This window comes from Dyella koreensis (assembly GCF_044904565.1).
Classification (GTDB): domain Bacteria; phylum Pseudomonadota; class Gammaproteobacteria; order Xanthomonadales; family Rhodanobacteraceae; genus Dyella_D; species Dyella_D koreensis.
On record NZ_JADIKD010000011.1, the window covers coordinates 359,925 to 384,619 of the forward strand.

General features: G+C 64.0%; 25 protein-coding genes and 1 pseudogene. 12 read left to right on the top strand and 14 right to left on the bottom strand.

Going from position 1 to position 24,695, the window contains the following annotated elements; all coding sequences use genetic code 11:
• Positions 1–588, bottom strand: coding sequence for a pyridoxamine 5'-phosphate oxidase (gene pdxH / locus ISS97_RS13640; RefSeq protein ID WP_379985872.1), 588 nt, complete (start codon positions 586–588; stop codon positions 1–3).
• A gap of 39 nt (positions 589–627) precedes the next feature.
• Between pdxH and ISS97_RS13645 the strand changes: the two genes are divergently transcribed.
• Complete coding sequence (locus tag ISS97_RS13645) at positions 628–1,458, top strand: kinase (RefSeq protein WP_379985871.1); 831 nt, start codon at positions 628–630, stop codon at positions 1,456–1,458.
• Positions 1,459–1,629: 171 nt separating this feature from the next.
• Here ISS97_RS13645 and ISS97_RS13650 read toward each other — a convergent pair whose 3' ends face one another.
• From ISS97_RS13650 to ISS97_RS13660, 3 genes are all read right to left on the bottom strand, one after another.
• A complete protein-coding gene (locus ISS97_RS13650; protein ID WP_379985870.1) occupies positions 1,630–1,833 on the bottom strand; it encodes a dodecin family protein in 204 nt (67 codons plus the stop codon).
• 121 nt (positions 1,834–1,954) lie between these two features.
• Positions 1,955–2,299 (bottom strand): YbjQ family protein, encoded by a 345-nt coding sequence (locus ISS97_RS13655; protein WP_379985869.1) that lies wholly within the window; start codon positions 2,297–2,299, stop codon positions 1,955–1,957.
• A 435-nt stretch (positions 2,300–2,734) separates the two neighbouring features.
• Positions 2,735–3,562, bottom strand: a complete 828-nt coding sequence (locus ISS97_RS13660; protein WP_379985868.1) for an SDR family oxidoreductase — start codon at positions 3,560–3,562, stop codon at positions 2,735–2,737.
• Between the two features lie 26 nt (positions 3,563–3,588).
• Between ISS97_RS13660 and ISS97_RS13665 the strand changes: the two are divergent.
• The 8 genes and pseudogenes from ISS97_RS13665 to ISS97_RS13700 form a co-directional block, all read left to right on the top strand.
• A pseudogene (locus ISS97_RS13665) lies at positions 3,589–4,059 on the top strand (shikimate kinase); the annotation flags it as partial.
• A gap of 71 nt (positions 4,060–4,130) precedes the next feature.
• On the top strand, positions 4,131–5,231 hold the full coding sequence (gene aroB, locus ISS97_RS13670) for a 3-dehydroquinate synthase (RefSeq protein WP_379985867.1): 1,101 nt from the start codon (positions 4,131–4,133) through the stop codon (positions 5,229–5,231).
• A gap of 24 nt (positions 5,232–5,255) precedes the next feature.
• Positions 5,256–5,504: a hypothetical protein gene (locus ISS97_RS13675; protein ID WP_379985866.1), complete on the top strand. Its 249-nt coding sequence runs from the start codon at positions 5,256–5,258 to the stop codon at positions 5,502–5,504.
• Between the two features lie 109 nt (positions 5,505–5,613).
• Entirely contained in the window at positions 5,614–5,874 is a 261-nt protein-coding gene (locus ISS97_RS13680; RefSeq protein ID WP_379985865.1) for a hypothetical protein, read from the top strand.
• 1 nt (position 5,875) lies between these two features.
• Positions 5,876–6,946, top strand: a complete 1,071-nt coding sequence (gene hemE / locus ISS97_RS13685; protein WP_379985864.1) for a uroporphyrinogen decarboxylase — start codon at positions 5,876–5,878, stop codon at positions 6,944–6,946.
• 11 nt (positions 6,947–6,957) lie between these two features.
• The gene (locus ISS97_RS13690; protein WP_379985863.1) at positions 6,958–7,311 is read left to right on the top strand and encodes a DUF3147 family protein; all 354 of its coding nucleotides are present in this window, start codon (positions 6,958–6,960) and stop codon (positions 7,309–7,311) included.
• Between the two features lie 28 nt (positions 7,312–7,339).
• Positions 7,340–7,756, top strand: coding sequence for a VOC family protein (locus tag ISS97_RS13695; protein ID WP_379985862.1), 417 nt, complete (start codon positions 7,340–7,342; stop codon positions 7,754–7,756).
• Between the two features lie 224 nt (positions 7,757–7,980).
• Entirely contained in the window at positions 7,981–10,809 is a 2,829-nt protein-coding gene (locus ISS97_RS13700) for a valine--tRNA ligase (protein WP_379985881.1), read from the top strand.
• Positions 10,810–11,340: 531 nt separating this feature from the next.
• On the opposite strand, the gene rimI is transcribed toward ISS97_RS13700, so the two are convergent.
• Genes rimI through ISS97_RS13715 form a run of 3 tightly spaced genes read right to left on the bottom strand, consistent with a single transcriptional unit; the run spans position 11,341 to position 13,076 of the window.
• Positions 11,341–11,811, bottom strand: a complete 471-nt coding sequence (gene rimI / locus ISS97_RS13705; RefSeq protein WP_379985861.1) for a ribosomal protein S18-alanine N-acetyltransferase — start codon at positions 11,809–11,811, stop codon at positions 11,341–11,343.
• Between the two features lie 3 nt (positions 11,812–11,814).
• On the bottom strand, positions 11,815–12,294 hold the full coding sequence (locus tag ISS97_RS13710) for a hypothetical protein (protein ID WP_379985860.1): 480 nt from the start codon (positions 12,292–12,294) through the stop codon (positions 11,815–11,817).
• A gap of 5 nt (positions 12,295–12,299) precedes the next feature.
• On the bottom strand, positions 12,300–13,076 hold the full coding sequence (locus ISS97_RS13715) for a CDP-alcohol phosphatidyltransferase family protein (protein ID WP_379985859.1): 777 nt from the start codon (positions 13,074–13,076) through the stop codon (positions 12,300–12,302).
• Positions 13,077–13,182: 106 nt separating this feature from the next.
• Here ISS97_RS13715 and ISS97_RS13720 point away from each other — a divergent pair, with 106 nt between their 5' ends.
• The 3 genes from ISS97_RS13720 to ISS97_RS13730 all read left to right on the top strand — a co-directional run bounded on the left by ISS97_RS13720 (position 13,183) and on the right by ISS97_RS13730 (position 16,048).
• Complete coding sequence (locus tag ISS97_RS13720) at positions 13,183–13,605, top strand: DUF4124 domain-containing protein (RefSeq protein WP_379985858.1); 423 nt, start codon at positions 13,183–13,185, stop codon at positions 13,603–13,605.
• A 140-nt stretch (positions 13,606–13,745) separates the two neighbouring features.
• Positions 13,746–15,443 carry a proline--tRNA ligase gene (locus ISS97_RS13725; protein WP_379985857.1) on the top strand — a complete coding sequence of 566 codons (1,698 nt, stop codon included), beginning with the start codon at positions 13,746–13,748 and terminating at the stop codon, positions 15,441–15,443.
• Positions 15,444–15,724: 281 nt separating this feature from the next.
• Entirely contained in the window at positions 15,725–16,048 is a 324-nt protein-coding gene (locus ISS97_RS13730) for an H-NS histone family protein (protein WP_379985856.1), read from the top strand.
• A gap of 83 nt (positions 16,049–16,131) precedes the next feature.
• Here the strand turns inward: ISS97_RS13730 and ISS97_RS13735 are convergent, their stop codons facing one another.
• From ISS97_RS13735 to ISS97_RS13765, 7 genes are all read right to left on the bottom strand, one after another.
• The gene (locus tag ISS97_RS13735) at positions 16,132–17,439 is read right to left on the bottom strand and encodes a threonine/serine exporter family protein (RefSeq protein WP_379985855.1); all 1,308 of its coding nucleotides are present in this window, start codon (positions 17,437–17,439) and stop codon (positions 16,132–16,134) included.
• Between the two features lie 74 nt (positions 17,440–17,513).
• Positions 17,514–17,963, bottom strand: coding sequence for an NfeD family protein (locus ISS97_RS13740; protein WP_379985854.1), 450 nt, complete (start codon positions 17,961–17,963; stop codon positions 17,514–17,516).
• A 116-nt stretch (positions 17,964–18,079) separates the two neighbouring features.
• Positions 18,080–19,018 (bottom strand): SPFH domain-containing protein, encoded by a 939-nt coding sequence (locus tag ISS97_RS13745; RefSeq protein WP_379985853.1) that lies wholly within the window; start codon positions 19,016–19,018, stop codon positions 18,080–18,082.
• Positions 19,019–19,084: 66 nt separating this feature from the next.
• A complete protein-coding gene (locus ISS97_RS13750; RefSeq protein ID WP_379985852.1) occupies positions 19,085–20,467 on the bottom strand; it encodes a sensor histidine kinase in 1,383 nt (460 codons plus the stop codon).
• Position 20,468: 1 nt separating this feature from the next.
• Positions 20,469–20,786, bottom strand: coding sequence for a hypothetical protein (locus ISS97_RS13755; protein ID WP_379985851.1), 318 nt, complete (start codon positions 20,784–20,786; stop codon positions 20,469–20,471).
• Positions 20,787–21,412: 626 nt separating this feature from the next.
• Entirely contained in the window at positions 21,413–22,753 is a 1,341-nt protein-coding gene (locus tag ISS97_RS13760) for a sigma-54-dependent transcriptional regulator (protein ID WP_379985850.1), read from the bottom strand.
• Between the two features lie 73 nt (positions 22,754–22,826).
• The gene (locus ISS97_RS13765; RefSeq protein WP_379985849.1) at positions 22,827–24,644 is read right to left on the bottom strand and encodes a DUF885 domain-containing protein; all 1,818 of its coding nucleotides are present in this window, start codon (positions 24,642–24,644) and stop codon (positions 22,827–22,829) included.
• Positions 24,645–24,695: the final 51 nt, after the last annotated feature.

The window sequence follows — 24,695 nt, forward strand, 5'->3', positions numbered from 1 at the left end:
TCAGGGGTAGAGCATCCGGCTGGTCCAGGTCTGGCCGTGGCGGCTCCAGCGCATCCGCTCATGCAGGCGGAACTCGGCGCCGTACCAGAACTCCACCATGTCCGGCTCCACCACATAACCGCCCCAATGTGGCGGGCGCGTGACGTCGCGGCCTTCAAATTCGTGTTCGTAGCGCGCCACGCGCTGCTCGAAGGTCTCGCGGTCCGGCAGGGTCTGGGATTGCAGCGAGGCCCAGGCGCCAATCTGGCTCAGGCGCGGACGACTGGCGAAGTAGGCATCGGACTCTTCGTCCCGAAGCTTGCGCGCCACGCCTTCCACTCGCACCTGCACGCCTTCGCGCAAGGTTTTCCAGTGGAAGCACAGCGCCACCTGGGCATGCGCCTCCACTTGCGTGGCTTTGTCGCTCTGGTAGTTGGTGTAGAAGCGGAAGCCGCGCTCGTCGGCCCCCTTCAACAACACGATGCGAGAGCTCACCCGGCCGGCGCTGTCGACGGTGGAGAGGCTCATGGCGGTGGGATCGGGATCGCCGCCTGCACGGGCGTCGTCCAGCAGTTGCAGGAAGGTGTCGAGGATCTCAGGTTTCAGCATAGGTCTTGAATCGTGGCCGCCGCGCGCCATCATGCACGGATGGTTAACGATGCTAGCACGCAGAATTCGACCCTGGCGGGCCACTTGCTCGATCAGTACGCAGGGCGCATCGCCCGCTCCAAGCGCCCCTACCTGCTCGGCTTGTCCGGACTGCAGGGCAGCGGCAAGAGCACCCTGGCGCGGGAAATGAAGGCCCAGGCCGAGGCACGCGGCTGGCCGACCGAAGTGCTATCGCTGGATGATTTCTATTACAGCCGCAGCGAACGTGACGTGCTGGCCCACCAGATTCACCCGCTGTTGCGCACCCGCGGCGTGCCCGGCACCCATGAAATCGAACTGCTGATGTCGGTGCTGGCCGCCCTGCCCCAGGCATCCGAAAAACTGCCGGTACCGTATCCGCGTTTCGACAAGGGCCGCGATACGCGCGTGCCGCCCTCGCGCTGGCCCAAGGTCGCACGGCCGCCGAAGCTGGTGATTCTGGAAGGCTGGGCGCTGGGTATCCGTCCGCAATTGCAGGCCGCACTGGAAGAGCCGGTCAACGACCTTGAGCGCACCGAAGATCCCGACGGCATCTGGCGCCACTGGGTCAACAAGCAGTTGCGCGCCTATCAGCCACTATGGCGCAAGCTCGATGCCTTGATCGTGCTGCAGGCACCGAACTGGGACGTGATCCGCCAGTGGCGCAGCCAACAGGAAGAAGCGTTGCTCGCGAAGCACGCACCGCTGGCGATGGATGCCGAGGCGATGGTGCGGTTTCTCGCTCATTACGAACGCCTAAGCCGGCACGCCCTCGCCACGCTGCCCGCGTTGGCGGACAGTTGCGTGGAATACGACACGCAACGCCACGTCACCGGCCTCAGCCATTTCTAGAACGCCCCCGTAGGAGCGCACCCTGTGCGCGAAAAACCTACGGAGCGTGATGGCCATATGGGGTCGCCCACAGAGCCTGCCCCGGACCCGATCCGGGGGTGGGCTCCTACAGAGTCCGTGATGCACCGTGCCGGCCTGGCGGGCACCGGCACGACGCCTCGATGCCCGCCGCTACTCGATGACGAAGTTGATGCGCATATTGACGCGCCATTCGGTCACGGCGCCCTTGTCGTCGGTGAGCACCTTGATGTCGTTCACCCACGCACCTTTGATGTGCTTCACCGTCTTGGCCGTCTTCTTCAACCCTTCCTTCACGGCGTCCTCCAGACCTTTGGTGGACGAGGAACTGATCTCGATGATCTTGGCTACCGACATGGCATGACCTCCGGCAAGCCGCGCATGCGGCGCGGCGACGCTCCCCCGAACGGCCAGTCTGTTGCGCGGAGGTGCCGGCGGCAAGCCGCAGCGCGGCAACGTCAAGGCGGCGTCAAGAGATTCAGCCCGCCGGCTCCACCAGCACTGCGGTGCCATAGGCAAGCACTTCGGTCACACCTTCGGCTACGTCGTTGGCGTCATAGCGCATCGCGATCACCGCGTTGGCACCATGCTCGGCGGCGTGCTGGAGCATCAGTTCGAAGGCCTCCTCGCGCGCCTTCTCGCACAGTTCGGTATAGATCGAGATATTGCCGCCCACCAGGGTCTGCAACGCTGCGCCGAGATTGCCGATCACACTGCGCGAACGCACGGTGATGCCACGCACGATGCCCAGCGGGCGGATGATGCGGTAGCCGGGGATTTCGTTGCTGGTGCTGACGAAGGCGGGCTGGATGCGGGTGGGCATGATGGGCTCCTTGGGTTGGGTGGCGGGATCGTCCCATAGCGGGGAGGTGGTGGCATCTGTCGCTAGTCGTGGTGCGCACTGCACCCTCTCCTCTCGGGAGAGGGTTCGTTCTCACGACGTCGTTTCTACTTCGTCATTCCGGCGTAGGCCGGAGGCGCTTCACAACAGCGAAGCTGGTCATCCAGTGGCGTTATCGCTCGGTTGTCGCGTCTGCGTGCCTTGGCCGCTTATGCAGCGGGCATTTCGGACGCCTGCCGGCGCCCGAGTTACTTTCTCTTTGCTGGCCCAAAGAGAAAGTAACCAAAGAGAAATGGCCTCAGAGCAGGCGGTGGGCTCCGTAGCTCCGCCTTTTCCAGTGTCAAACGTCGGGATGATTTTCTTCGGCTCCGGCCTTCGCATGCGCCCAACGCTTTGCCTCGCAGTGCAGCCAGGTTGTTACAGCAGTGCAGCGTAACCATCGCGCGCATCGGGCCAGTGCCATTTGAAGCCGCTGGCCCGAAGGCGCGCGTTGCTCAGGCGCTTGCTGCCGATGCCTGCGGGAGCTGGGCCTTCGGTGGGTGGTGGTGCACCGGCAAGCATGGCTAGGTGGTCGTAGAGAACATGCATCGGCAAGGGTGTGTCGTCGACGCCGATGTATAGCGATTGCAGCTTTGTCTGCGCCAACAGGTATGCGATGGCCGATGCGGCATCGTCGATATGGATGCGGTTGGACCAATGCGGCGTGGTGCGTGGCGCATGTGCTAGACCGGCGCGCAAGCGGTCGATCAGTTGGAGACGGCCGGGGCCGTATAGGCCGGCAAGTCGCAGCGATGTGGATGGCACTGTTTGCTCATGGAGCCAGCGCTCCGCGTCGAGCAATACCCGACCGTTGAAGCCCGGTGGATCGGTTGGTGTGTCTTCGTCGACCCAGGCATCGCCGTGTTCGCCGTAGACGGCGCTGGAGGAGACGAACAACACTCGCTTCAATGCATCACCGTGGGCGGCTTCCATCAGATGCCGCAGCCCATCGCCGAACACCGCGCGATAGGCGGTTTCGTCGCGCGCATCGGGTGTCGGTGAGTACACGAGCTGCGTGATCCCGAGCGGCAGATCACGCAGCGTTGCTGGCTGGGTCAGGTCGCCAGCCAGCCAGTGGATACCGCGGCCTTCATCGCCGGGTGGGTGCCTTCGCAAGGCCCACACTTCATCGCCACGCGCCAACAAACGCTCCGCCACGCGCTGACCCAGATCGCCACATCCCGCGAGCAATACCCGTTCGGTCATGTCGGCCCTGCTGTTAAAGTCGGCATATGAATCCTTCGTGCAACCTGTTCATCGTCGGCCCGACCGGCGCCGGCAAGACGTCGATCGGTCGACGCCTTGCCGCGCATTATGGGCTGCCTTTTGTCGATCTCGACCAGGAAATCGAACAGCATTGCGGAGCCAGCGTGAGCACGGTGTTCGAACTGGAGGGCGAGGCCGGGTTCCGCCGCCGCGAAAGCGCGCTGCTGGAAGAATGCAGCGGGCGCCAGGGGGTGGTGCTTGCCACCGGTGCCGGCGCGGTGCTTGATCCAGCTAACCGACATCGGTTGATGGAGCGCGGTTATGTGCTGTGGCTGCAGGCCACGGTGGAGCAGCAGCTCGACCGCCTTGCGCGCGACCGCAGCCGTCCGCTGCTGGCCGGCGAGGATCGCCGCGCCAAGCTGGAGGCCATGGCGCTCGCGCGCACACCGATCTACCAAGACATCGCCGACCTGATCATTCCCGGCGAATACGAACTCATCCACGAGGCCAGCGAACACAGCATCGCCCTGATCGATGCGCACTGGCAGCGCCAACACGCCGCATGACCATGACTGACACCTCAAACTTCCGCCATATCGACGTCGCCCTCGGCGAACGCAGCTACCCCGTCTGGATCGGCCAGGGGTTGCTCGACGATCACGCCCGCTGGCGCAGTGCCCTGCGCGGCAAGCATGTACTGGTGATCAGCAACACCACCGTGGCGCCGCTGTATTTGGACCGCGTGGCGAAAGGGCTGGATGGCCTGCGCTGGTCGTCGTTCCTGCTCGACGATGGCGAAGCGCACAAGACCTTCGCCAACGTCGGCCTCGCGCTCGACGCACTTGCCTTGCTGGGTGCCACACGCGATGCCTGTGTGATCGCACTGGGCGGCGGCGTAGTAGGCGATCTCGCGGGCTTCAGCGCGGCGTGCTGGATGCGCGGCATCGACTTCATCCAGATGCCGACCACCTTGTTGGCGATGGTCGATTCCTCCGTCGGCGGCAAGACCGGCGTGAACCTGCCGGCGGGCAAGAACCTGGTCGGCGCCTTCCATCAACCGCGTGCGGTAGTGGCCGATATCGATACCCTCGCAAGCTTGCCCGACCGCGAATACCGCGCCGGCCTGGCCGAAGTGGTGAAAGGCGCGGCTATCGGCGACCTGCCCTTCTTCGAGTGGCTGGAACAAAACGCCGAGGCGCTCGCCGCGCGCGAGAAAGCCCCCTTGATCGAAGCCATCGCGCGCAAGGTGCGCTACAAGGCCGGCGTGGTCGCCCGCGATGAAACCGAGCAGGGAGAACGCGCCCTCCTCAACCTTGGCCATACCTTCGGCCACGCGCTGGAAACGGCCGGCAAATACACCACCTTGTTGCATGGCGAAGGCGTGGCGGTGGGCATGGTGCTGGCGGCGCAATTGTCGGAACGGCTGGGCATGAGCCAGGCGGCCGATACCACGCGCCTCCACCGGCTGCTGACCACACTGGGCCTGCCCACGGCGATTCCGCCGGGCATGGACCCGGAGCAGCTCCTGGCCTTGATGCGGCTGGACAAGAAGAACACCGCGGGCACCTTGCGACTGATTTTGTGGCAGGGCATCGGTAAAGCAGAAATTATTGGCGGCGTAAGCGACGAAGCTGTTCTCGCAACGATCAAGGATGCCTTGACAACCTGATCATCGCCGGCACGGGAGCACCTGATGCATGAACTTCTCAGCTATGCGAGCGATGCCGTCAGATACGTACTGCGCGGCATATTCTGGGACGTCGTGCTGTTCCAATTGGGGCGTGCTGCGTTGCTGTTCTTCACGCTGGGCCGATATCCGCGAGGATCGAAGCTGGACGAGCACTCCGACCGGATCGCAGGAATGGGCTTATTCGTACTGGCACTAATCTGGGCGACCATCGCCCTCTATAACTATCGGCTCCCAGGTCTTCACTCCGCCTGACAGGAGAGGCCCAGCCGCCTGCGGCATCCCCACACTCGCTACAAACAGCCCGGCCTCCTAGAATGCATGGCCTGCGGCACGCCGTGCCGCACCTATCACACTGGCTTCCATGCGCCTCTACCTGCAAACCGCCCCCGCCACCAGCGAAGCGCCCCGCTACGTCCAGATCGTGCTGGAGCAGGACCTGCTCGGCGGCTGGACGCTGTATCGCGAATCCGGCGTGCAGGGCGGCAAGGCCACGCTCAAGCGCGAGCAGTTCCTGGAGCGCGACGATGCCATCGCCGCCTTCGAGAAAGCGCGCGATGCCCAGATCAAGCGCGGCTTCCGCGTGATGTTCAGCCAAGGCCTGGAAGGCCCTTACGGACGTTGAGATGAGTGACGTTTTGAAGAACGACCGCTTCCTGCGCGCGCTGCGCCGGGAGCCGACCGATACCACCCCGATCTGGGTCATGCGCCAGGCGGGCCGCTATCTGCCGGAGTACCGCGCCACCCGCGCGCGCGCTGGCAGCTTCATGGCGCTGGCGCAGAATCCGGAACTGGCTTGCGAAGTCACGCTGCAGCCGCTGGAACGCTTCGACCTCGACGCCGCCATCCTGTTCTCCGACATCCTCACCATCCCAGACGCCATGGGCCTCGGCCTCAGCTTCGCCCATGGCGAGGGCCCGCAGTTCGCGCATCCGGTACGCAACCAGGCCGATATCGACAAGCTCGGCGTGCCCGATATGGAAGACGAGCTGCGTTACGTGATGGACGCGGTGCGCCTGATCCGCCAGGAGCTGCACGGCCGCGTGCCGTTGATCGGCTTCTCCGGCAGCCCGTGGACGCTGGCCTGCTACATGGTGGAAGGCCAGGGCTCGCGCGATTTCGCCACGCTGAAGGCCATGTGCTGGAACGCGCCAAAACTCGCCCACCAATTGCTCGACACGCTGGCGCAGTCCGTGACCGCCTACCTCATCGCCCAGGCCGCCGCCGGCGCCCAGGCGCTGATGGTGTTCGACACCTGGGGTGGGCTGCTGGGCCCGGCGGCATTCCATGAGTTTTCCCTGCGCTACATGACTCAGGTCGTCGCCGCGCTGAAAGCCGATCCGCACGCCGGCGAACTGCCAGTGATCCTGTTCTCCAAAGGCGCCGGCCAGCATCTCGCCAGCATGGCCGACACCGGCTGCGCGGGCCTCGGCGTGGACTGGACCATCGACCTCGCCGATGCTCGCAAGGCCGTCGCCGGCCGTGTCGCCCTGCAAGGCAACCTCGATCCCGCCGTGCTGCGCTCCAACCCCGACACCATCCGCCGCGAAGCGCGTGCGGTGCTGGACAGCTACGGTGACCATCCCGGCCACGTTTTCAACCTCGGCCACGGCATCACGCCGGAGGTCGATCCGGAACACGTGAAGGTGCTGGTGGACGAAGTGCACGCCTACGGGCGCACTCTGCGCGGAAACTGAGAGCGACCGCCATGGCGTGGATGGTCACCAAATACCTGCTGACCGCCGCCGTCGTGGTGATCGTGTCCGAAGCGGCCAAGCGCAGCGACAAACTCGGCGGCTTTATCGCCGCGCTGCCGATGGTCACCGTGCTGGCGTTGATCTGGCTGTACGTGGAACGTCAGCCGCAGGAGAAAATCGCCAATCATGCGTGGTACACGTTCTGGTACGTGGTACCGACGCTGCCGATGTTCCTCGCTTTTCCGGTGTTGCTGCCACGCATCGGTTTCTGGCCGACGCTGCTTGCCTGCGTCATCATCACGGTGCTCTGTTTTGGTTTGTTCGCCCTGCTGATGAAACGCTTCGGGATCGAACTGCTGCCCTAGGGCCTGTTCACGCTATCGAGGTATGACCATGCGCCACAACCGCTCCATACCTGCAAGTACGATCATCCCGGTCCTTGGCTACGCTGATGTAGCGCAGGCGGCCGAATGGCTGTGCAAAGCCTTCGGCTTCCGCGAACGACTGCGCATCGGCGATCACCGCATCCAGCTGCTCTGCGGTGACGGCGCCATCGTGGTCACCAACGCCGGCCCCGAGCATTCCGCGCCGCCGACGTATTCGGTGATGGTCCGCATCACCGACGCCGATGCGCATTTCGCGCAAGCCCAGGCCGCAGGCGCCAGAGTCCTCGGACCGGCGGTGAGCCATCCCTATGGCGAGCGACAGTATTCGGCCGTCGATCCCGGCGGGCACGTCTGGACCTTCTCCGAAAGCATCGAGGACGTCGACCCTGCGAGCTGGGGCGGCGAGTGGGTGACGCCCGACTAGGATGCTCGCTGGACAAGGCCTGCGCGTGCCCGCCCAGACGGCAGCACGCCCGGCCGGCTGAGGGCGTAGCCGTCTCACAGATGCATTTGAGGCCTCCCGCCCCCCTCTTTCCCGTCCAGGCCCGGCCGACCGGCTTTTTGGCAGCCTTCGGTCCCGCCCCGTACAATCGACCTCTTTGAATGCCCACCCGCGCCCGATTCATGGCGCGCAATGACGAGCCCCCGATGGACAAGAGTTTCGAGCCCCAACAGATCGAGTCGAAGTGGTATGCGCGCTGGGAAGCCAGCGGCGACTTTCAGCCGTCGGGGCATGGCGAGCCTTACTGCATCCTGCTGCCGCCGCCGAACGTCACTGGCACCCTGCACATGGGCCACGCGTTCCAGCAGACCGTGATGGATATGCTGATCCGTTACCAGCGCATGCGCGGTATGAACACGCTGTGGCAGGTGGGCACCGACCACGCCGGCATCGCCACGCAGAAGATCGTGGAGAACCAGCTCGCCGCCGCCGGCCAGACCCGTCACGACCTGGGCCGCGAAGCCTTCGTCGAGCGCGTGTGGCAGTGGAAGGAGGAATCCGGCTCCACCATCACCAACCAGATGCGCCGCCTCGGCGTCGCCGCCGACTGGTCGCGCGAGCGCTTCACCATGGACGAGGGTCTCTCGCTCGCGGTGCGCAAGGTGTTTGTGGAGTGGTACCGCGCCGGCCTGATCTATCGCGGCAATCGCCTGGTGAACTGGGATCCGGTGCTGGGTACGGCCGTCTCCGATCTCGAAGTGAACAACGTCGAGCGCGATGGCCACATGTGGTCGATCCGCTATCCGGTCACCGGCAGCGATGAAAGCGTGGTGGTCGCCACCACGCGTCCGGAAACCATGCTGGGCGACGTCGCCGTCGCCGTGCATCCCGACGACGAGCGCTACCAGCACCTGATCGGCAAGATGCTCACGCTGCCGCTGAGCAACCGCCAGATTCCGGTGATCGCCGACGACTACGTCGACAAGGATTTCGGCACCGGCTGCGTGAAGATCACGCCTGCGCACGACTTCAACGACTACGCCATCGGCCAGCGCCATGGCCTGACGCCGATCGAGATCTTCACGCTTGAGGCCAAGGTCAACGGCAACGCGCCGGCGAAGTACCAGGGCATGGACCGCTACGAGGCGCGCAAAGTGGTGCTCGCCGATCTCGAAGCGCAAGGCCTGCTGGTCGAAACCAAGCCGCACAAACTGCAGGTGCCGGTGAGCCAGCGCTCGGATGCGGTGATCGAGCCGATGCTGACCGACCAGTGGTTCATCGATCTGACTTCGGACGTCCAAAAGGATGGCCGCCCCGGTGGCCGCAAAGCCATCACCGAACCCGCGCTCGACGCTGTGCGCTCGGGCGAGGTCAAGTTCGTGCCGGAAAACTGGAGTACCACCTACACGCAATGGCTCGACAACATCCAGGACTGGTGCATCAGCCGCCAGCTGTGGTGGGGCCATCGCATTCCGGCGTGGTACGACGAGGCCGGCAACATCTTCGTCGGCGACGACGAAGCCGATGCGCGCAAGCACGCCACCATCGCGCCGGTCGGCGCGCTGAAGCAGGATGACGACGTGCTCGACACCTGGTTCAGCTCGGCGCTGTGGCCGTTCTCCACGCTCGGCTGGCCGGCCAACGGCCCGGTGAAGAACGAGCGCGGCGAGATCGTCGCCAACTGGGAAACCGACAAGATCTTCCTGCCCAGCGCCGTGCTGGTCACCGGCTTCGACATCATCTTCTTCTGGGTCGCGCGCATGGTGATGGCGACCAAGTACTTCACCGGCAAGGTGCCGTTCCGCGAGGTCTACATCAACGCCATCGTGCGCGATGCGGAAGGCCAGAAGATGTCCAAGTCCAAGGGCAATACCCTGGACCCGCTGGACCTCATCGACGGGATCGAACTGGAGCCGCTGGTGGAGAAGTCCACCAAGTCGCTGCTGATTCCGCAGGTGCGCGAGAAAGTCGAAAAACGCATCCGCAAGGACTATCCGGTTGGCATCCCCGCCATCGGTACCGACGCGCTGCGCTTCACCTTCGCCGCGCTCGCGAGCTATAGCCGCACCATCAACTTCGACATCAAGCGTGCCGAAGGCTACAAGGCGTTCTGCAACAAGCTGTGGAACGCGGCGCGCTTCGTGCTGATGAACTTGCCCGAAGGCGAGCTGCCACCTGCTCCCGCTGCGCCAGCAACCGAAGCGGAACGCTGGATCCTCACTCACCTCAAGCAGACACTGGTGGAGGTGGAGCAGCATTTCGTCACCTATCGCTTCGACCTGCTCGCGCAGGCGCTGTACGAGTTCACCTGGAACGAGTTCTGCGACTGGTTCCTCGAACTGTCGAAGCCTGCGTTGAATGGCGATGATGCCGTCGCCGCCGCATCGACCCGCCACACCTTGCTGGTCGTGCTCGAAACCGTGTTGCGCACACTGCACCCCATCGTGCCCTTCATCACCGAAGAAATCTGGCAGCCGGTTGCGCCGAAACTCGGCATCAAGGCCGAAGGCATCCTGCAGCGTCCGTGGCCGAAGGCCGACGAGATCCCCACCGACGAAGCCGCCACGGCCGAAATCGAGTGGTTCAAGAACGTGCTGAGCGGCATCCGCCGCATCCGCGCGGAAATGAACATCGCCCCCGGCAAAACCATCCCGCTGCTGCTTGCCGATGGCGACGCCACCGACCGCTCGCGCGCCGCCAAATTCGCTGCGCAGATCAGCTTCCTCGCCCGCGTCGAAGCACCGCAATGGATCGCCTCCGGCGCCGATGAACCCGCCGCTGCCGCCGCCGTCGTCGGCTCCATGCGCGTGCTGATTCCGCTGGCCGGCCTGATCGACCTCAGCGCAGAGAAAACACGTCTCGCCAAAGAGATCGGCCGTATCGAAGGCGAAATCAAAAAGTGCGAAGGCAAACTCGGCAACGCCAACTTCGTCGCCAATGCCCCCGCTGAAGTCGTCGCGCAGGAACGCCAGCGCATCACCGACTGGGGCGTGCAGCTCAATGCACTGCGAGAGCAGGCGCAGAAGCTGGGTTAAGTGGATGGCGGGTTGATGTGTTTGCGCACATCAGCCCGTCCATAGCAACGATATCCCGAGCACCCGCCCCTCTCCCCAACCCTCTCCCCAGAGGGGAGAGGGAGCTGCTCTTTCTTTTTCTTTGAAAGGCGATGCGAAGCGAGCCCGTATCCGGGTCCCCTGTGGAGCGGTGAGGGTTGGACGATCAGGCCCCGAAGGGGGCGCAGGCAGGACGCCTGCGCCTTTTCGACACGACATGGATGTCGTGTCGAAAAGCCCGGCCAAGCCTCACGGACCCGCAGGCGAAGCCGGAGGGCGCGTAAGAGGGGTGCCCTCTCTTTTGGTTACTTTTCTCTGGGCAAGCAGAGAAAAGTAACTCGGCTCGCGGCAGCGAGACGAAACCCCGCCGCAGGCGGATCAGTGTGAGACAACGCGACAACCGAGCGACAACGCCACTGGATTCCGGCCTACGCCGGAATGACGAAGTAGAGACGGTATCGCAACGCCGAACCCTAACCCCTGCACTCTCCCAAAGGGAAAGACAGGAAAGCGCTAAGGCGCCACCAACTCCAACGCCATCACAATCGCATCCTCCCTACCCTGCCTGGCCGGATAGTAATTAGGCCGCCGCCCAATCTCCGCAAACCCCGCCGACTGATAAAGCGCCTGCGCCACCGGATTGGAAGGCCGCACCTCCAGAAACACCCGCTGCGCACCATTCCAGCGCGCCACATCCAGCAGACGCTTCAGCAAATGCCGCCCCAGGCCCAGCCCGCGATAGGCCTGCCCGATACAGAGATTGAGTACATGCGCTTCGCCGGCAGCCACGGACAGCACGCCGTAGCCGGCCATCTCACCTTCCACCCACAGCACCCAGCACGGATGCCCCGCTTTCAGGCAGTCGCTGAAGATGCCTTCGCTCCACGGGAAGTCGTAGGAAGCACCTTCCAGTGCCGCAATGCCGGGCAGGTCGTCCCGCCGCATCGCGCGGACTTCCGCATGGGGCCGGGCGACGGCGACCATCGGTTAAGCCCCGGATTGCGCCAGCGCGCGGCGCAGGTTGCGCAAGGCATGCCACAAGCGCCGCTTACCCGCAGCGGAGGCATGCACGCCGGCCGGCTCGTCGGCCAGCACGATATGCGCCTGATTGAGCGTGGCTGCCGGCAGCTCGCGGCCCAAGGCATGCGCCTGTGCCTCGCCGAAAACCAGATAAGCGCGCGCCACAGGCGCCGCGGACAACTGGCCGTCGCGCACTTCGATACGCGCAGCGCGTGCCAGCGCGGGGCCGAAAGCGTGCAAAGCGCGGCCCAACAGATCGAGCGCCTTGGTATCGCAACCGGCCGGCAGCAGCACGACGCAATCGCCTATCTGCACGTCAGGCACAGGTGTCGCCACCATGGGCGTGTCATCGGTACGCGCTGGCGCGGCACGTTGCACCCAAGGCATCACGCCGAGGGCGCGCAGCACCCGCGTGCGATGCAAAGGGCTGGCAGACAGGTGAGCCATTGCGCTCAAGCCGCTCCGCGGCGGCGGCGATGGGTGGCCCGGCCCCACAGGGTCATGGTGGGACCGGACAACAGATACAGCGTGAACACCACGAACAGTACGCGCGGCGGATCCACAAAGAACGGAATCAGGATCAGCAGACCCACGATGATCCACAGAAACGGCACGCGGTCGCGGTCGCCCATCGGCAGCGACTTGAAGCTGAAGTAGCGGAAGCGGCTGACCATCAACAGGCCCACGATCACCGCCATGAATGGGGTGAAAAAACACACCTCTTCGCCGACCACACCGAATTTGTCCATGCTCCACACGAAGGACATGCACACCGCCGCCGCAGCCGGACTGGCCAGTCCTTGGAAGTAGCGCTTGTCGATCACGCCGACCTGCGTGTTGAAACGCGCCAGGCGCAACGCCGCGCAGGCGGCATAGATGAAGGCGGCGGCCCAGCCGATCTTGCCCCACAGCGGACCGTACGCCTTCAGCGCCGACAGCGACCAGGTGTACATCACCAGCGAGGGCGCAAGGCCGAAGCTGACTAGATCGGACAGAGAGTCATACTGCACGCCAAATTCGCTCTGCGTGCCGGTGGCGCGCGCCACGCGGCCGTCCATACCGTCCAGCAGCGCCGCCACGAATACCGCGATGGCCGCGTCGCTATAGCTGCCGCCGATGCTCGCGATAATGGCGTAAAAGCCAGCGAACATGGCGCCGGTGGTGAACAGATTAGGCAGCAGGTAAATGCCCCGATGCCTCGGCGTACGGGCTGGTGTGCTCTCGCTCATGGATCAATCCGTGACGGAATGCGCGCAGTGTAAACCATCGCTTGAGTCCGGTCCGGCGGGGTGCTAACAAGGGCGCCACTTGCTTTCGAACCCTCCGGAGAAACCCATGCGTCGCCCGCTGACCGCTGTCGCCCTGCTGCTGCTTGCCCCCCTGGCCATGGCCCAGGCCTACAAGTGGACCGATGCGAGCGGCACCGTGCACTACGCCGACAGCCCGCCGCCGAAGGGCACGCAGTTCAAGCGCGTCACTACCACCGGTACGGTCGAATCGGCCGCCTCTCCGGCGGCTGCGGAAAAACCTTCCTCCGCAAGCACCTCCATGGAGCCGCCGCCGAAGCCGGTGGCCGACACCCCGGAAAACCGCACCAAACTCTGCACCACCCTGAAGAGCAACCTGGAGCTGTTGCGTAGCAAGCAGCCTGTGGTGACCCAGGAAGGCGGCCAACAGAAGCTGCTGGACGACAGCCAGCGCAAGCAGCAGCAGGCCACCGCCGAAGGCCAGTACAAGCAGTTCTGCCCTAACCAGTAAGCACCCTACGTAGGAGCCCACCCTGTGGGCGACCGGCGCCACGCCAGGTCGCTCTCAGAGTGGGCTCCTGCGCTTTTAGGGCGGAGACGGCACGAAGCCCCGCTATAATCGGCTTCTTTATCACGCCGGAATGCCCCCGCATGCGCCTCAGCCAGTTCCACTTGGCCACCGTCAAGGAAGTGCCCGCCGACGCCGAGATCGCCAGCCATCGCCTGATGCTGCGCACCGGCATGATCCGCAAGCTCGCCGCCGGCCTGTACACCTGGTCGCCGCTGGGCCTGCGCGTACTGCGCAAGGTGGAAAAAGTGGTGCGCGAGGAAATGGACCGCGCCGGCGCCGTCGAAATGCTGATGCCGACCATCCAGCCTAAGGAGCTGTGGGAAGAAAGCGCCCGCTGGGCGAAGTTCGGTCCCCAGCTGCTGAAGATCAAGGATCGCAAGGAGCAGGAGTTCTGCTACGCGCCCACCGCCGAGGAAGTGGTCACCGACTTCGCGCGCAATGAGCTGAAGAGCTACAAGCAGCTGCCGGTCAACTTCTATCAGATCCAGACCAAGTTCCGTGACGAGATCCGTCCGCGCTTCGGCGTGATGCGTGCGCGCGAGTTCCTGATGAAGGACGCCTACTCCTTCCATCTCACCCAGGAATCGCTGCAGGAAACCTACGACGCGATGTACCAGGCGTACTCGCGCATCTTCACCCGCCTGGGCCTGAAGTTCCGCGCGGTGCAAGCCGACACCGGCGCCATCGGCGGCAACGCCAGCCACGAGTTCCAGGTATTGGCCGACTCGGGCGAAGATGCCCTCATCTTCTCCGACGGCTCCGACTACGCCGCCAATATCGAGAAGGCCGAGGCACTCGCGCCCGCCGCCGCACGCCCCGCCGCCGCGGCTTCGCTGCAGCGTGTCGATACGCCTACACAGAAAACCATCGAAGACGTGGCCGCCTTCCTCAAGGTGTCGCCGCAGCAATGCGTGAAGACCATCCTGGTCCAGGGCAGTAAAGGCCTGGTAGCGCTGTGCGTGCGCGGCGACCATGAGGTCAACGAAGTGAAGGCCGGCAAGCTGGCCGAGCTTCCCGGTGCATCCGTGCTCGCCACCGAGGCCGAGATCCTCGCCGTCACTGGCGCCCGGCCCGGCTTTATCGGCCCGGTCGGCCTGCCGGCGGAAATCCCGGTGATCGTGGATCGCGACGCGGCCGTGCTGGCCGACTTCGTCTGCGGCGGCAACCAGGACGGCACCCACTACACCGGCGCCAATTGGGAACGCGACGCGCGCGTCACCCGCGCCGAGGACATCCGCAAGGTCGTCGCCGGCGATGTCTCGCCGGACGGCAAGGGCACCCTGCAAATCGCGCGTGGCATCGAAGTCGGCCACGTGTTCCAGTTGGGCAACAAATACGCCGAAGCGCTCGATGCCACCGTCCTGGACGAGCAGGGCAAGAAACAGGTGATGCTGATGGGCTGCTACGGCATCGGCGTCAGCCGTATCGTCGCCGCCGCCATCGAGCAGCGTCACGACGAGGCCGGCGTGATCTGGCCGGAGCCGATGGCACCGTGGCGTATCGCCGTGTGCGTGATCAACCCGAAGAACGTGCCGGAGGTCACGCAGGCAGCCGAAGCGCTGTACCAGCAGCTCAACGAGCGCGGCATCGAAACCGTGCTGGACGATCGCGGCCTGCGCCCGGGCGCGATGTTCGCCGATATGGAACTGATCGGCATTCCGCATCGCGTGGTGGTGAGTGAGCGCGGCATCGCCGCCGGCACCCTGGAATATCGCGCGCGCCATGAAGCGGAAAGCCGCGCCATCAGCACCGACGAGCTATTCGCCCTGCTCGGCTGAGCCGGCTGAAAACCGCTATTGAAAACGGCCGCGTCATGCGGCCGTTTTCATATCCGGCGCCATTAGTACCGCATTGAATTTTCCTAAATAATCCCGGTCAATATGCGTTTGCGAAAGCGCCACGCAAGTCAGCCACCATTAGCAGTCTGATAATCCGAATGGCTTAGCGCTTTGCATTTGGCGAAAAGATCGTACAGAATCAAACAGGCAACCTACCGCGTTTGGTTTCACTTAAAACAACAAATGCCTGCTAATGGCTCATTGTCATCCCGGGAGCAAATATGGCCGTCGATATAAAGAATCTCAATCACAACCAGCTTAATGACCTGATCAACAAGGCACAGGTTCGCCAGAACGAACTGCGCAAGGAAAAGGTCGGCAAGCTGCGCGAAAAGATCCATGCGCTGATCAAGGCCGAAGGCTATGCGTTCGAAGACATCTTCGGCCACGGCCGCGGCAAGGCCCGCAAGTCGGGCGGCACAGTTCCGCCGAAGTACCGCAACCCGGCCGATCCGGAGCAGACCTGGTCCGGCCGCGGCAAGCGTCCGCGCTGGTTCAACGACGCGCTGAAGGCGGGCAAGAAGGAAAAGGATCTGGCGATCTGATCTTATTCAGTTCGTCTTATTCAGCTCGTTCGATAAAAAACGCCGGCTTCGAGCCGGCGTTTTTTATAGGCCCAATCACCCATTCAAAGCGAGCGACGCGGGGCCACCAGCAAGTCGCCGAACAGCAAGCCCGCCACCAGTGAAATAAGCAGTGTTATCAGTAATAAGCCGGTATCCAGCCCGAGCGTGGTATCGCGCTCCAGCAGATACGACACACTGCGGAATCCCACACTGCCGGGCACCAGCAGAATGATGCCCGGCTCGCGAATCACCGCGCCTGGACGATGCGCGTAACGCGCATAAACATTGGCCAGTGCGCTCAGCAGAAAACCACCAAGGAATACGCCGAAAGGCGCCGCCGGCAAGGAGCCGGAAATCAGGCCGCCCCAGCGCGTGGCGAGATAACCCAGAACCACCGCAGCCATCACGACCAGCCAATCCTTGCGCGCCGCGCGGAACGTGATGGCGAAAGCAAAGGCCGCCAACAGCAGCGCCGGATAATCGGTCCAGGCCGGCAACGGCGGCAACGCATAGTCGCGCGGGTAAATGCCCACCGCCGCGCAAAGCTGCGTGCCAGCCACGGTACCGAAGGTCAGCTTCAACAGACTGGACACCGCCCCGCCCATTCTCGCCATGCCGGCCACCAGATGCTGGCTCGACACCTCTCGCACGCCCGTAGTCAGCGCCATACCCGGCATCAGCATGATCAGGCCCGCCAGCACGACCGACTTGATCGCCAGCGGCACCACAAAGGCGCTCACTACGATCGCTACGACGGCACCGACCAGCGCGCTGATCGCTTCGCTCGCCACCGCCAGGCGCGGGCGGGTGGCCGACAGCACCGTGATGCTGCCGATGATCACGCCGATCAGCGCCGTCGTGAGCAGATCCGCCCAGGAGCTATGCAGCAGCAGCGCCACCACGCTGGCCGCCGCCAGACCGTAGCAGGCGATCAGGCCGGCCTGCGCGCGCCGCGTATCCGGCTTGCCCAGCTCGCGCAGCAGGCGAAAACCCTGGCGCATATCGAGTTCGCCAGCGATCACCTGGTCGGCGATCAGATCCGCCTGGCACAGGCGCGCCAGATTCACGTCGCCGGGCGGAAGGCGCATCACCTGGGTGACCTGCGCCAGGCCATCCTCACCCTGGGCCAGATCAGCGAAGGAAATGATGATCGCGGTAGGACTGGACCAGACGTCTGCCACCAGCCCCAACCGCTGCGCGGAGCCGGAGATCGCCATCTCCAGGCGCGGTGCCGATGTGCCGTACTGATGCAGCCGGCGCGCCAGCTCCACCAGGAAGGCGATGCGCGTATTCAACGCGGTGGTGGCGAACTGGCTGACGGCCGCGTTGGGCGGCGGCGAAGCGGCAAAGGAGGCGGGCGACAAAGTCATGTCGCATTCTTACCCGGAAGCCGGCAGCTTGAATACGTATGGCCGTCTAATTCGGAGAGTCGGCCAGCCTGCCATCACGCGACCGGCCTGACCTTGAGCGTATTGCCGTCGACCGCGACCACCTCGACCGTGCTGCCCACCGGCAGATCCGGCCCGCTGACCAGCCATAAGCCATCGCCCACTTGCGCCTTGCCGCGTCCGTTGACGATGGCTTCGGACAGCACATAGCGCTTGCCGATGTTCTGCTCGCCACGCCGGTTCAGACGCGCATCGCCAGGCTCGTCGCGCTGCAGCCTGGGTCGCAGGAGGTACCAATAGGCGGCGCAGGACAAGAACGCCAGCACGACGAAAGCGATCGCCTGCGACAGCAGCGACAACTCGGGAAGTATCAGCATCAGCACGCCAGTAACCGCGGCGGCGATACCGATCCACAGCATGAAATAGCCGGGCAGCATCACCTCCAGTGCGATCAGCACCAGGGCGAGAATCCACCACAGATAATGCGTTGCAACACTTGCGACCATGAAACACCCCCAAAAGAGACACCGAAGATGATGCTGTAGGAGCGCACCCTGTGCGCGAAAGCCGGAATGTCATTGCCGCGGCTTTCGCGCACAAGGTGCGCTCCTACCCGAGCCCGTCAGGTACGGCGGGCGGCTGCCTTCTCTTGCTGCTGTCCCAGTGACTCCTTGGCCAGTTCGGCGATGCCGGCGAGCGAACCCAATATGCCGGTCGCCTCCAGCGGCAACATCAGCATCTTCTGGTTGGGCGAGTGCGCCATTTCCTTCAGCGCCTCAACGTATTTGTTGGCGACAAAATAATTGAGCGCATTGACGTTGCCGTTGGCGATCGCGTCGGAAACCATCGATGTGGCCTTGGCCTCGGCTTCGGCCGAACGTTCGCGCGCCTCCGCGGCGCGGAACGCCGCCTCCTTCTCGCCTTCGGCGGCCAGGATCACCGACTGCTTCTCACCCTCGGCCTTGAGGATGGCCGCCTGACGGAAGCCCTCGGCTTCAAGGATGTTCGCGCGCTTCTCACGCTCCGCCTTCATCTGTCGCGCCATCGAGTCGATCAGGTCGCGCGGCGGCGCAATGTCCTTGATCTCGATGCGGTTGACCTTGACGCCCCAGGGATGAGTTGCCTCGTCCACTACGCGCAACAGCTTCGCATTGATCGCATCGCGCTGGCTCAGCGACTCATCCAGATCCATCGAACCCAGCACGGTACGGATATTGGTCATCACCAAAGCCAGAGCAGCCTGCTCCAGGTTGGCCACTTCATACGCCGCCTTGGCGGCATCCAGTACCTGATAGAACACCACACCGTCCACACGCACCACGGCGTTGTCTTTGGTGATGACGTCCTGCGAAGGTACGTCGAGCACTTGCTCCATCATGTTCATCTTGCGGCCGATGCTGTAGATGAACGGAATCAGGAAATGCAGGCCGGGGGTCAGCGTGCGTGTGTACTTGCCGAAACGCTCCACCGTCCACTCGTAACCCTGCGGCACGATGCGAACCAGTTTGGCGATCACGATGATCGCGACGACAACAACGACGAGTGCAAAAAGCTGTCCCATGGCTACCTCCTGTCCTTGATCAGGCCATGAGTATAGGCGAGTGCGAGGCACCCGCTGGTTACGTGATTACGTAACGTTGAGCGGTAACAACAGGCTAACGCGAAGGCCACCCTGCTCCCGGTTGGCCAGGGTGATACGCCCGCCATGCGCCTCCACGATCTCACGTGCCAGCGCCAGCCCCAGGCCGGTGCCCGAGCGCTTGGTGGAATAGAACGGCAGCAATGCCTGCGCCAGCACGGTTTCGCTCATGCCCGGGCCACGATCAGCCACTTCGATGCGCAAGTCGCGTCCGATCACCGTCAGCGACAACGCCACCTCATCGTCAGCGCTGCCCGATTCGTGCGCGTTCTTGATCAGGTTGATCAACACCTGCTCGATCTGCGCGGCATCGAACCAGCCCGGTTGCTCCGACATGTTCCCCTGCAACTTGAAAACGCAATGCAGAGCAAGGCCATCAAGGAAAGGCTTCCACTGGATCGGCACCGGCTGCGGCGTCGGCAGTTTGGCGAAGCTGGCGTAGCCGGCAATAAAACCATGCAAGTGACGCGCACGCTCGCCGATAGTGGCGAACACACCGGGTAAACGCGCGGTATCGCCACGCCGCGCCAGCTCTGCGCCGGAATGCGACAGCGACGAAATCGGCGCCAGCGAATTGTTGAGCTCGTGGCTGATCACACGGATCACCCGCTTCCACGTCGCCACTTCCTGCCGCGACAGCTCGCGCGTCATGCGCCGGAACAATTGCAAACGGTGCGGCCGCCCCTGCAGGCGGAAGCTGCGCTGGGACAGATGGAAGGTCTCTTCGCTGCCGTCCATCTCCACCGTCAGCAACGCATCCTCACCGCTCTTCACGGCGCGCCGCAGCGCTTCCGGCGAGCCCTCGATCAACTCCATGAAATCCAGCCCCTGCAGGGTGCGTCCTTCATTGAAGAGATGACGCGCCGCGATATTGGCGTAGGTCACGCGACCGGTCGCATCAGTCAGCACCAGCGCTACCGGTGTGTTCTGCACCACCGTATCCAGCAGCAGCTCACGCTGCGCCAGATGCTGCCGCTGCTCACGCAAGGTCTGCCCCAGCGCGTTATGCATGCGGATCAATTCACCCAACTCATCTCCACGCGTCGCGGCAATGGAGAAACTGAAATCGCCATCACGATAACTGGCAACCGCGCCCTCCAGCGCACGCAGCAACCGGCTCAGCGGATGCATCACCCGCCCCGCCAACCAGATCGACAACGGCAAGGCCAGCACCGCGCTGACCAACAGCCCGCTCCACACACCCATATGCGCCGGCGCCTGCACCGTCACACCCAGATCGTGCTTCATCCACTGCAGCAACTGCGGCAACGGCCACTGCGTCACGCCAACATAAATCAGCGCACCCGACACGTAAGCCAGGCACAGCAGCAGCGCCAGCCGCGCCTCCAGCGTATTCAGGCGACGCCACACGCTAGCGGACCGAAACCGGTTTGGTACTGGGAATCAAGCAGGACGACGCCGACGGATTCAACTCGCAGGTACGCTCCGGCCGCCCATACGTACGCTTCGGCGACTGCATCTGAATGCGCGGCCTGTACGCCTTGTCGTCATCCTTGAACCGGAAACTCCCCACCTGCTCACGCGGCAAGCTGGCACTGCCGCCATAACTCACACTCCCCGCACGCGCCGGCGTCGACCAACGATCACTCGCCGGCACCGCCGACTGCCCTTGCGCCACCGCCGCGAACAACAAGGCGCAAACCATGCCCGCCACCACCATCGAACGCATGACAAGTTCCCTGACCAACAGCAATGCCCGGCATCTTGATATGCCCCACCCACAACGGCAACCATCTTTCGGCATGCGTGAGTGAAGCTTGTGAAGTAGCAACGCGATCCCAAGCACCCACCCCTCACCCCAACCCTCTCCCCGGAGAGGAGAGGGAGCTGGCTCTGCTGCCTTCGCCGTTGCTCGGCGATGCGAAGCGAGCCCGTAACGGGTCCCCTGTGGAGCGGTGAGGGTTGGACGATCAGGCCCGCAGGGGAACCGGCATGGATGCCGGTTCCTTTTCGACAGGACAGGGATGTCCTGTCGAAAAGCCCGGCCAACCCTCACGGACCCGCCCCACGGGACTAGCTTCGCGTCGCAGGCGAAGCCGGAGGGCGCGTAAGAGGGGTGCCTTTTCTTTTGGTTACTTTTCTTTGGGCAAGCAAAGAAAAGTAACTCGGCTCGCGGCAGCGAGACGAAACCCCGCCGAAGGCGAGCCCGGTCGCGACAACGCGAACATCGAAGCGACAACGCCACTGGATCCCTGCCTACGCAGGGATGACGAGTAGGAAAGCGAGTCTCAAGCCCTGACCCTTTCCCGAGGGAGAGGGAGCTGGAGCGAAGTACCGATCAGCCGCGCAACAACATCAACTCTGCGCCGCCAACCCATACCTCTCCATCCGCCGATACAACGCCTGCCTCGACAACCCCAACGCCTGCGCCGCCCGGCTAACCACCCCATCCGCCTTGCTCAACGCAACCTCCACCGCCTCGCGGCTCGGCTCGTCCAGATTGCGCGCCGCATTCATCGGCGACTGCGGCAGATTGAGTTGCTCCGGTGTGACGCGGCCATCGCCGGCAAGCAAGGCCGCGCGTTCGATCGCATTCTTCAACTCACGCACATTGCCCGGCCAGGAGTACGACAGCAGCGCCTCGCGCGCCGCCTCACCCAGCACGGCACGGCCACCCAGGAAGTGCTCCGCCAGCGGCAGGATGTCGTCGGTGCGATCAGCCAGCGCCGGCAGATTCACTTCGATCACGTTGAGGCGGTAATACAGGTCTTCGCGGAACGTGCCGGCACGGATCATTGCCTTCAGGTCGGCATTGGTCGCGCTCAACACACGCACCTTCACCTGCCGCGTGCGGCCGGAACCCAGCCGCTCGAACTGCCCGGTTTCCAGCACGCGCAGCAGCTTCACCTGACCCGACAGCGGCAGATTGCCGATCTCGTCGAGGAACAGCGTGCCGCCATCGGCCAACTCGAAGCGCCCTTCGCGCGCCTTGTTGGCGCCGGTATAGGCACCCGCTTCGGCACCGAACAACTCCGCCTCGATCAGTTCACCCGGCAACGCGCCACAGTTCACGGCGATAAAAGCCCCGCGTTTGACGGCGGAATTCGCATGCACGATGGCCGCAATGCGTTCCTTGCCGGCGCCGTTGGGTCCGGTGATCAGCACCGGCACATCCGAACGCGCGACCTGGCAGGCCAGCTCCAGCGTGCGGGCCATCGCTTCGGAAGCGAAGACAAGGCTATCCAGATCATAACGGCGCTGCAGATCTTCACGGCGCTTGCGACGTTCATTGCGCGCGCGCGCCACCTCGCGAGTGGATTCCGACAGCTCAAGCAGGTTCTCCACCGTCGCTAGCAGCTTGGCATCGTCCCAGGGTTTGGCGAGGTAGTCGGCAGCACCGGCTTTGACCAGTTCCACGGCGGTCTCCAGATGCGTCCAGGCGGTGAGCAGAATCACTGGCAGGTCCGCATGCCGCTGGCGAATGGCACGGAACAGCGCTACGCCCTCCTCGCCCGAGGTGGTGTCCGCGGTGAAATTCATATCCTGAATCACCACGTCGATGCGCTCGCGTTCGAGCAACTCGAGACCCTGCTCCGGCGTCAGCGCGGTCAGGGGGCGGATTTCGTGCAGGGAGAGCGCCAACGACAGCGCCTCCCCCACGGCCGGGTTGTCGTCAATGATCAGGACAGTACGCATCGGACTCTTACGCATGCAGACATGGATGCATCCTGCCGGCAAAAGGTTGTAATGACCATTGGCCTAGCCGGGCTCATGGCGCCGCCACCGGGTGTGCGGGCGCCTTGCCGGCCTGCACGGCGGTGATCCAGGCATCGGCACGAGCCTCCAGCACGTCCAGCGGCAGCGCGCCACCGCCGAGGATTTCGTCGTGGAAGGCGCGGATGTCGAACTTGTTGCCCAGCGTCTTTTTGGCGCGCTCACGCAGCTCGAGAATCTTCAGCTGCCCCATCTTGTAAGCCAGGGCTTGGCCCGGCCAAGTCACATAGCGGTCGGTCTCGGCCTGCAGATCCGGTTCGTCCTGGCTGGAATGGGCATGGAAGAAATCCACCATCTGCTGGCGCGTCCAATGCTTGTAATGCACGCCGGTGTCGAGCACGAGCCGGTTCGCGCGCAACAGCTCATCGGACAGGCGGCCGTAGTCGGAGATCGGATCCTTGTAGAAACCGATGTCCTTGCCCAGGCGCTCCGCATACAGCGCCCAGCCCTCGATGTAGGCGGTGTAGCCGGCCTGCTGGCGGAACGGCGGCAGCGCCGGCAGGGTCTGCGCGATCGAGATCTGCATGTGATGGCCGGGAATCGCCTCGTGATACGCCGTCGATTCGATAGTTGGCGTGGTGCGGTTGGCGAAGTCGCCGGTGTTGACGTACACCTGCCCCGGCCGCGAACCGTCCGGCGTGCCCTGGTGATATTCGGCGCCGGGCGCTTCCTTCTCGCGGTACGCCTCGACCGGCAGCACTTCGACCTTGGTCTTCGGCAGCAGGCCGAACAGCTTCGGTAGCTCTGGCTGCATCTGTGCGATATAGCCGCGGTAGCGATTGAGAATGTCCTCGCGCGAGGTCGGGTGCACCTTCGGATCGGTCTTCAGCGCCTCGCGGAAGCTCGCCAGGTCCTTGTAACCCTGTGCCTTGGCGATGGCAGTCATCTCCGCCTCGATCCGCTTCACCTCGGCCAGGCCGAGCTCATGGATATGCTCCGGGCTTTCCTTGGTCGTGGTCATCTGTTCGACGTCGTAGCGATAGATCGCATCGCCGTTGGGCAGTTGCCAGATACCCGGCTGAGTGCGGCCGTGCGGCGCGTAGTCCTTGGCCACGAACTCGCCGAGCTTGCGATACGCCGGGCGCACATCGTTGTCGATGGCAGCGACGATCGCGTCGTGCAGGCGCTTGCGGTCCGCCTGCGGAACGGCGTCTGGGAAATGCTTCAGCGGCTCGGCGAACGCGTTCTCCTCGCCCGCTGGCTTGGCAATGTTGTCGATCTGCACCACCACTTTTTCCAGCAGGTAGCGCGGCGGCATCATGCCGTCCTTCATGCCCTGCCGCGCCACCGCCGTGGCCCGCTCCAGCACCTGCGGAATAGCACGCAGGCGGGCCAGGTAGTCCTCATACTGCTTGGTGGTGTCGAAAGGAATCGAGCTGACGAAACCCGGCAGCTGCAGATGTATGCCGCTCATCTGCTCCAGCGGCATCTCGTACAGCTTGAGGTCGACGCCGCGCAGGTTGTCCTTGAGCTGGCGGACCATCAGCTGCTGGTTGAGCTTGTCCTCTTCCGAGAAGCCGGTGGTGTCGATCGCCTCGAAGCGCTTGAGAAAACCTTCGGTAACTTTGCGCTCCGCCGCCACATGCGCCAGCGACGTGTCGCTCCAGCGATCGTTGTAGCGGAGGTCGCCGAGGATGGTGGCGAACTCCGGCGCATTTTCCAACGAATGCTGCCATTGCTCGGCCAGCAGCGCGTTGAGGGCCTTGACCCGCGTTGCCACGTCGGCCTGCGCGGGTTTCGCCGCCGGTTCCGCCGACGCCAAGGCGACCGAGCCCATCAAGCTCGCGCAGATCAACAACGACACCAACTTCATAGGCAGACCTCGGATGCGGAATACAGAAAACCTATTGTGACCGCTTCGGAG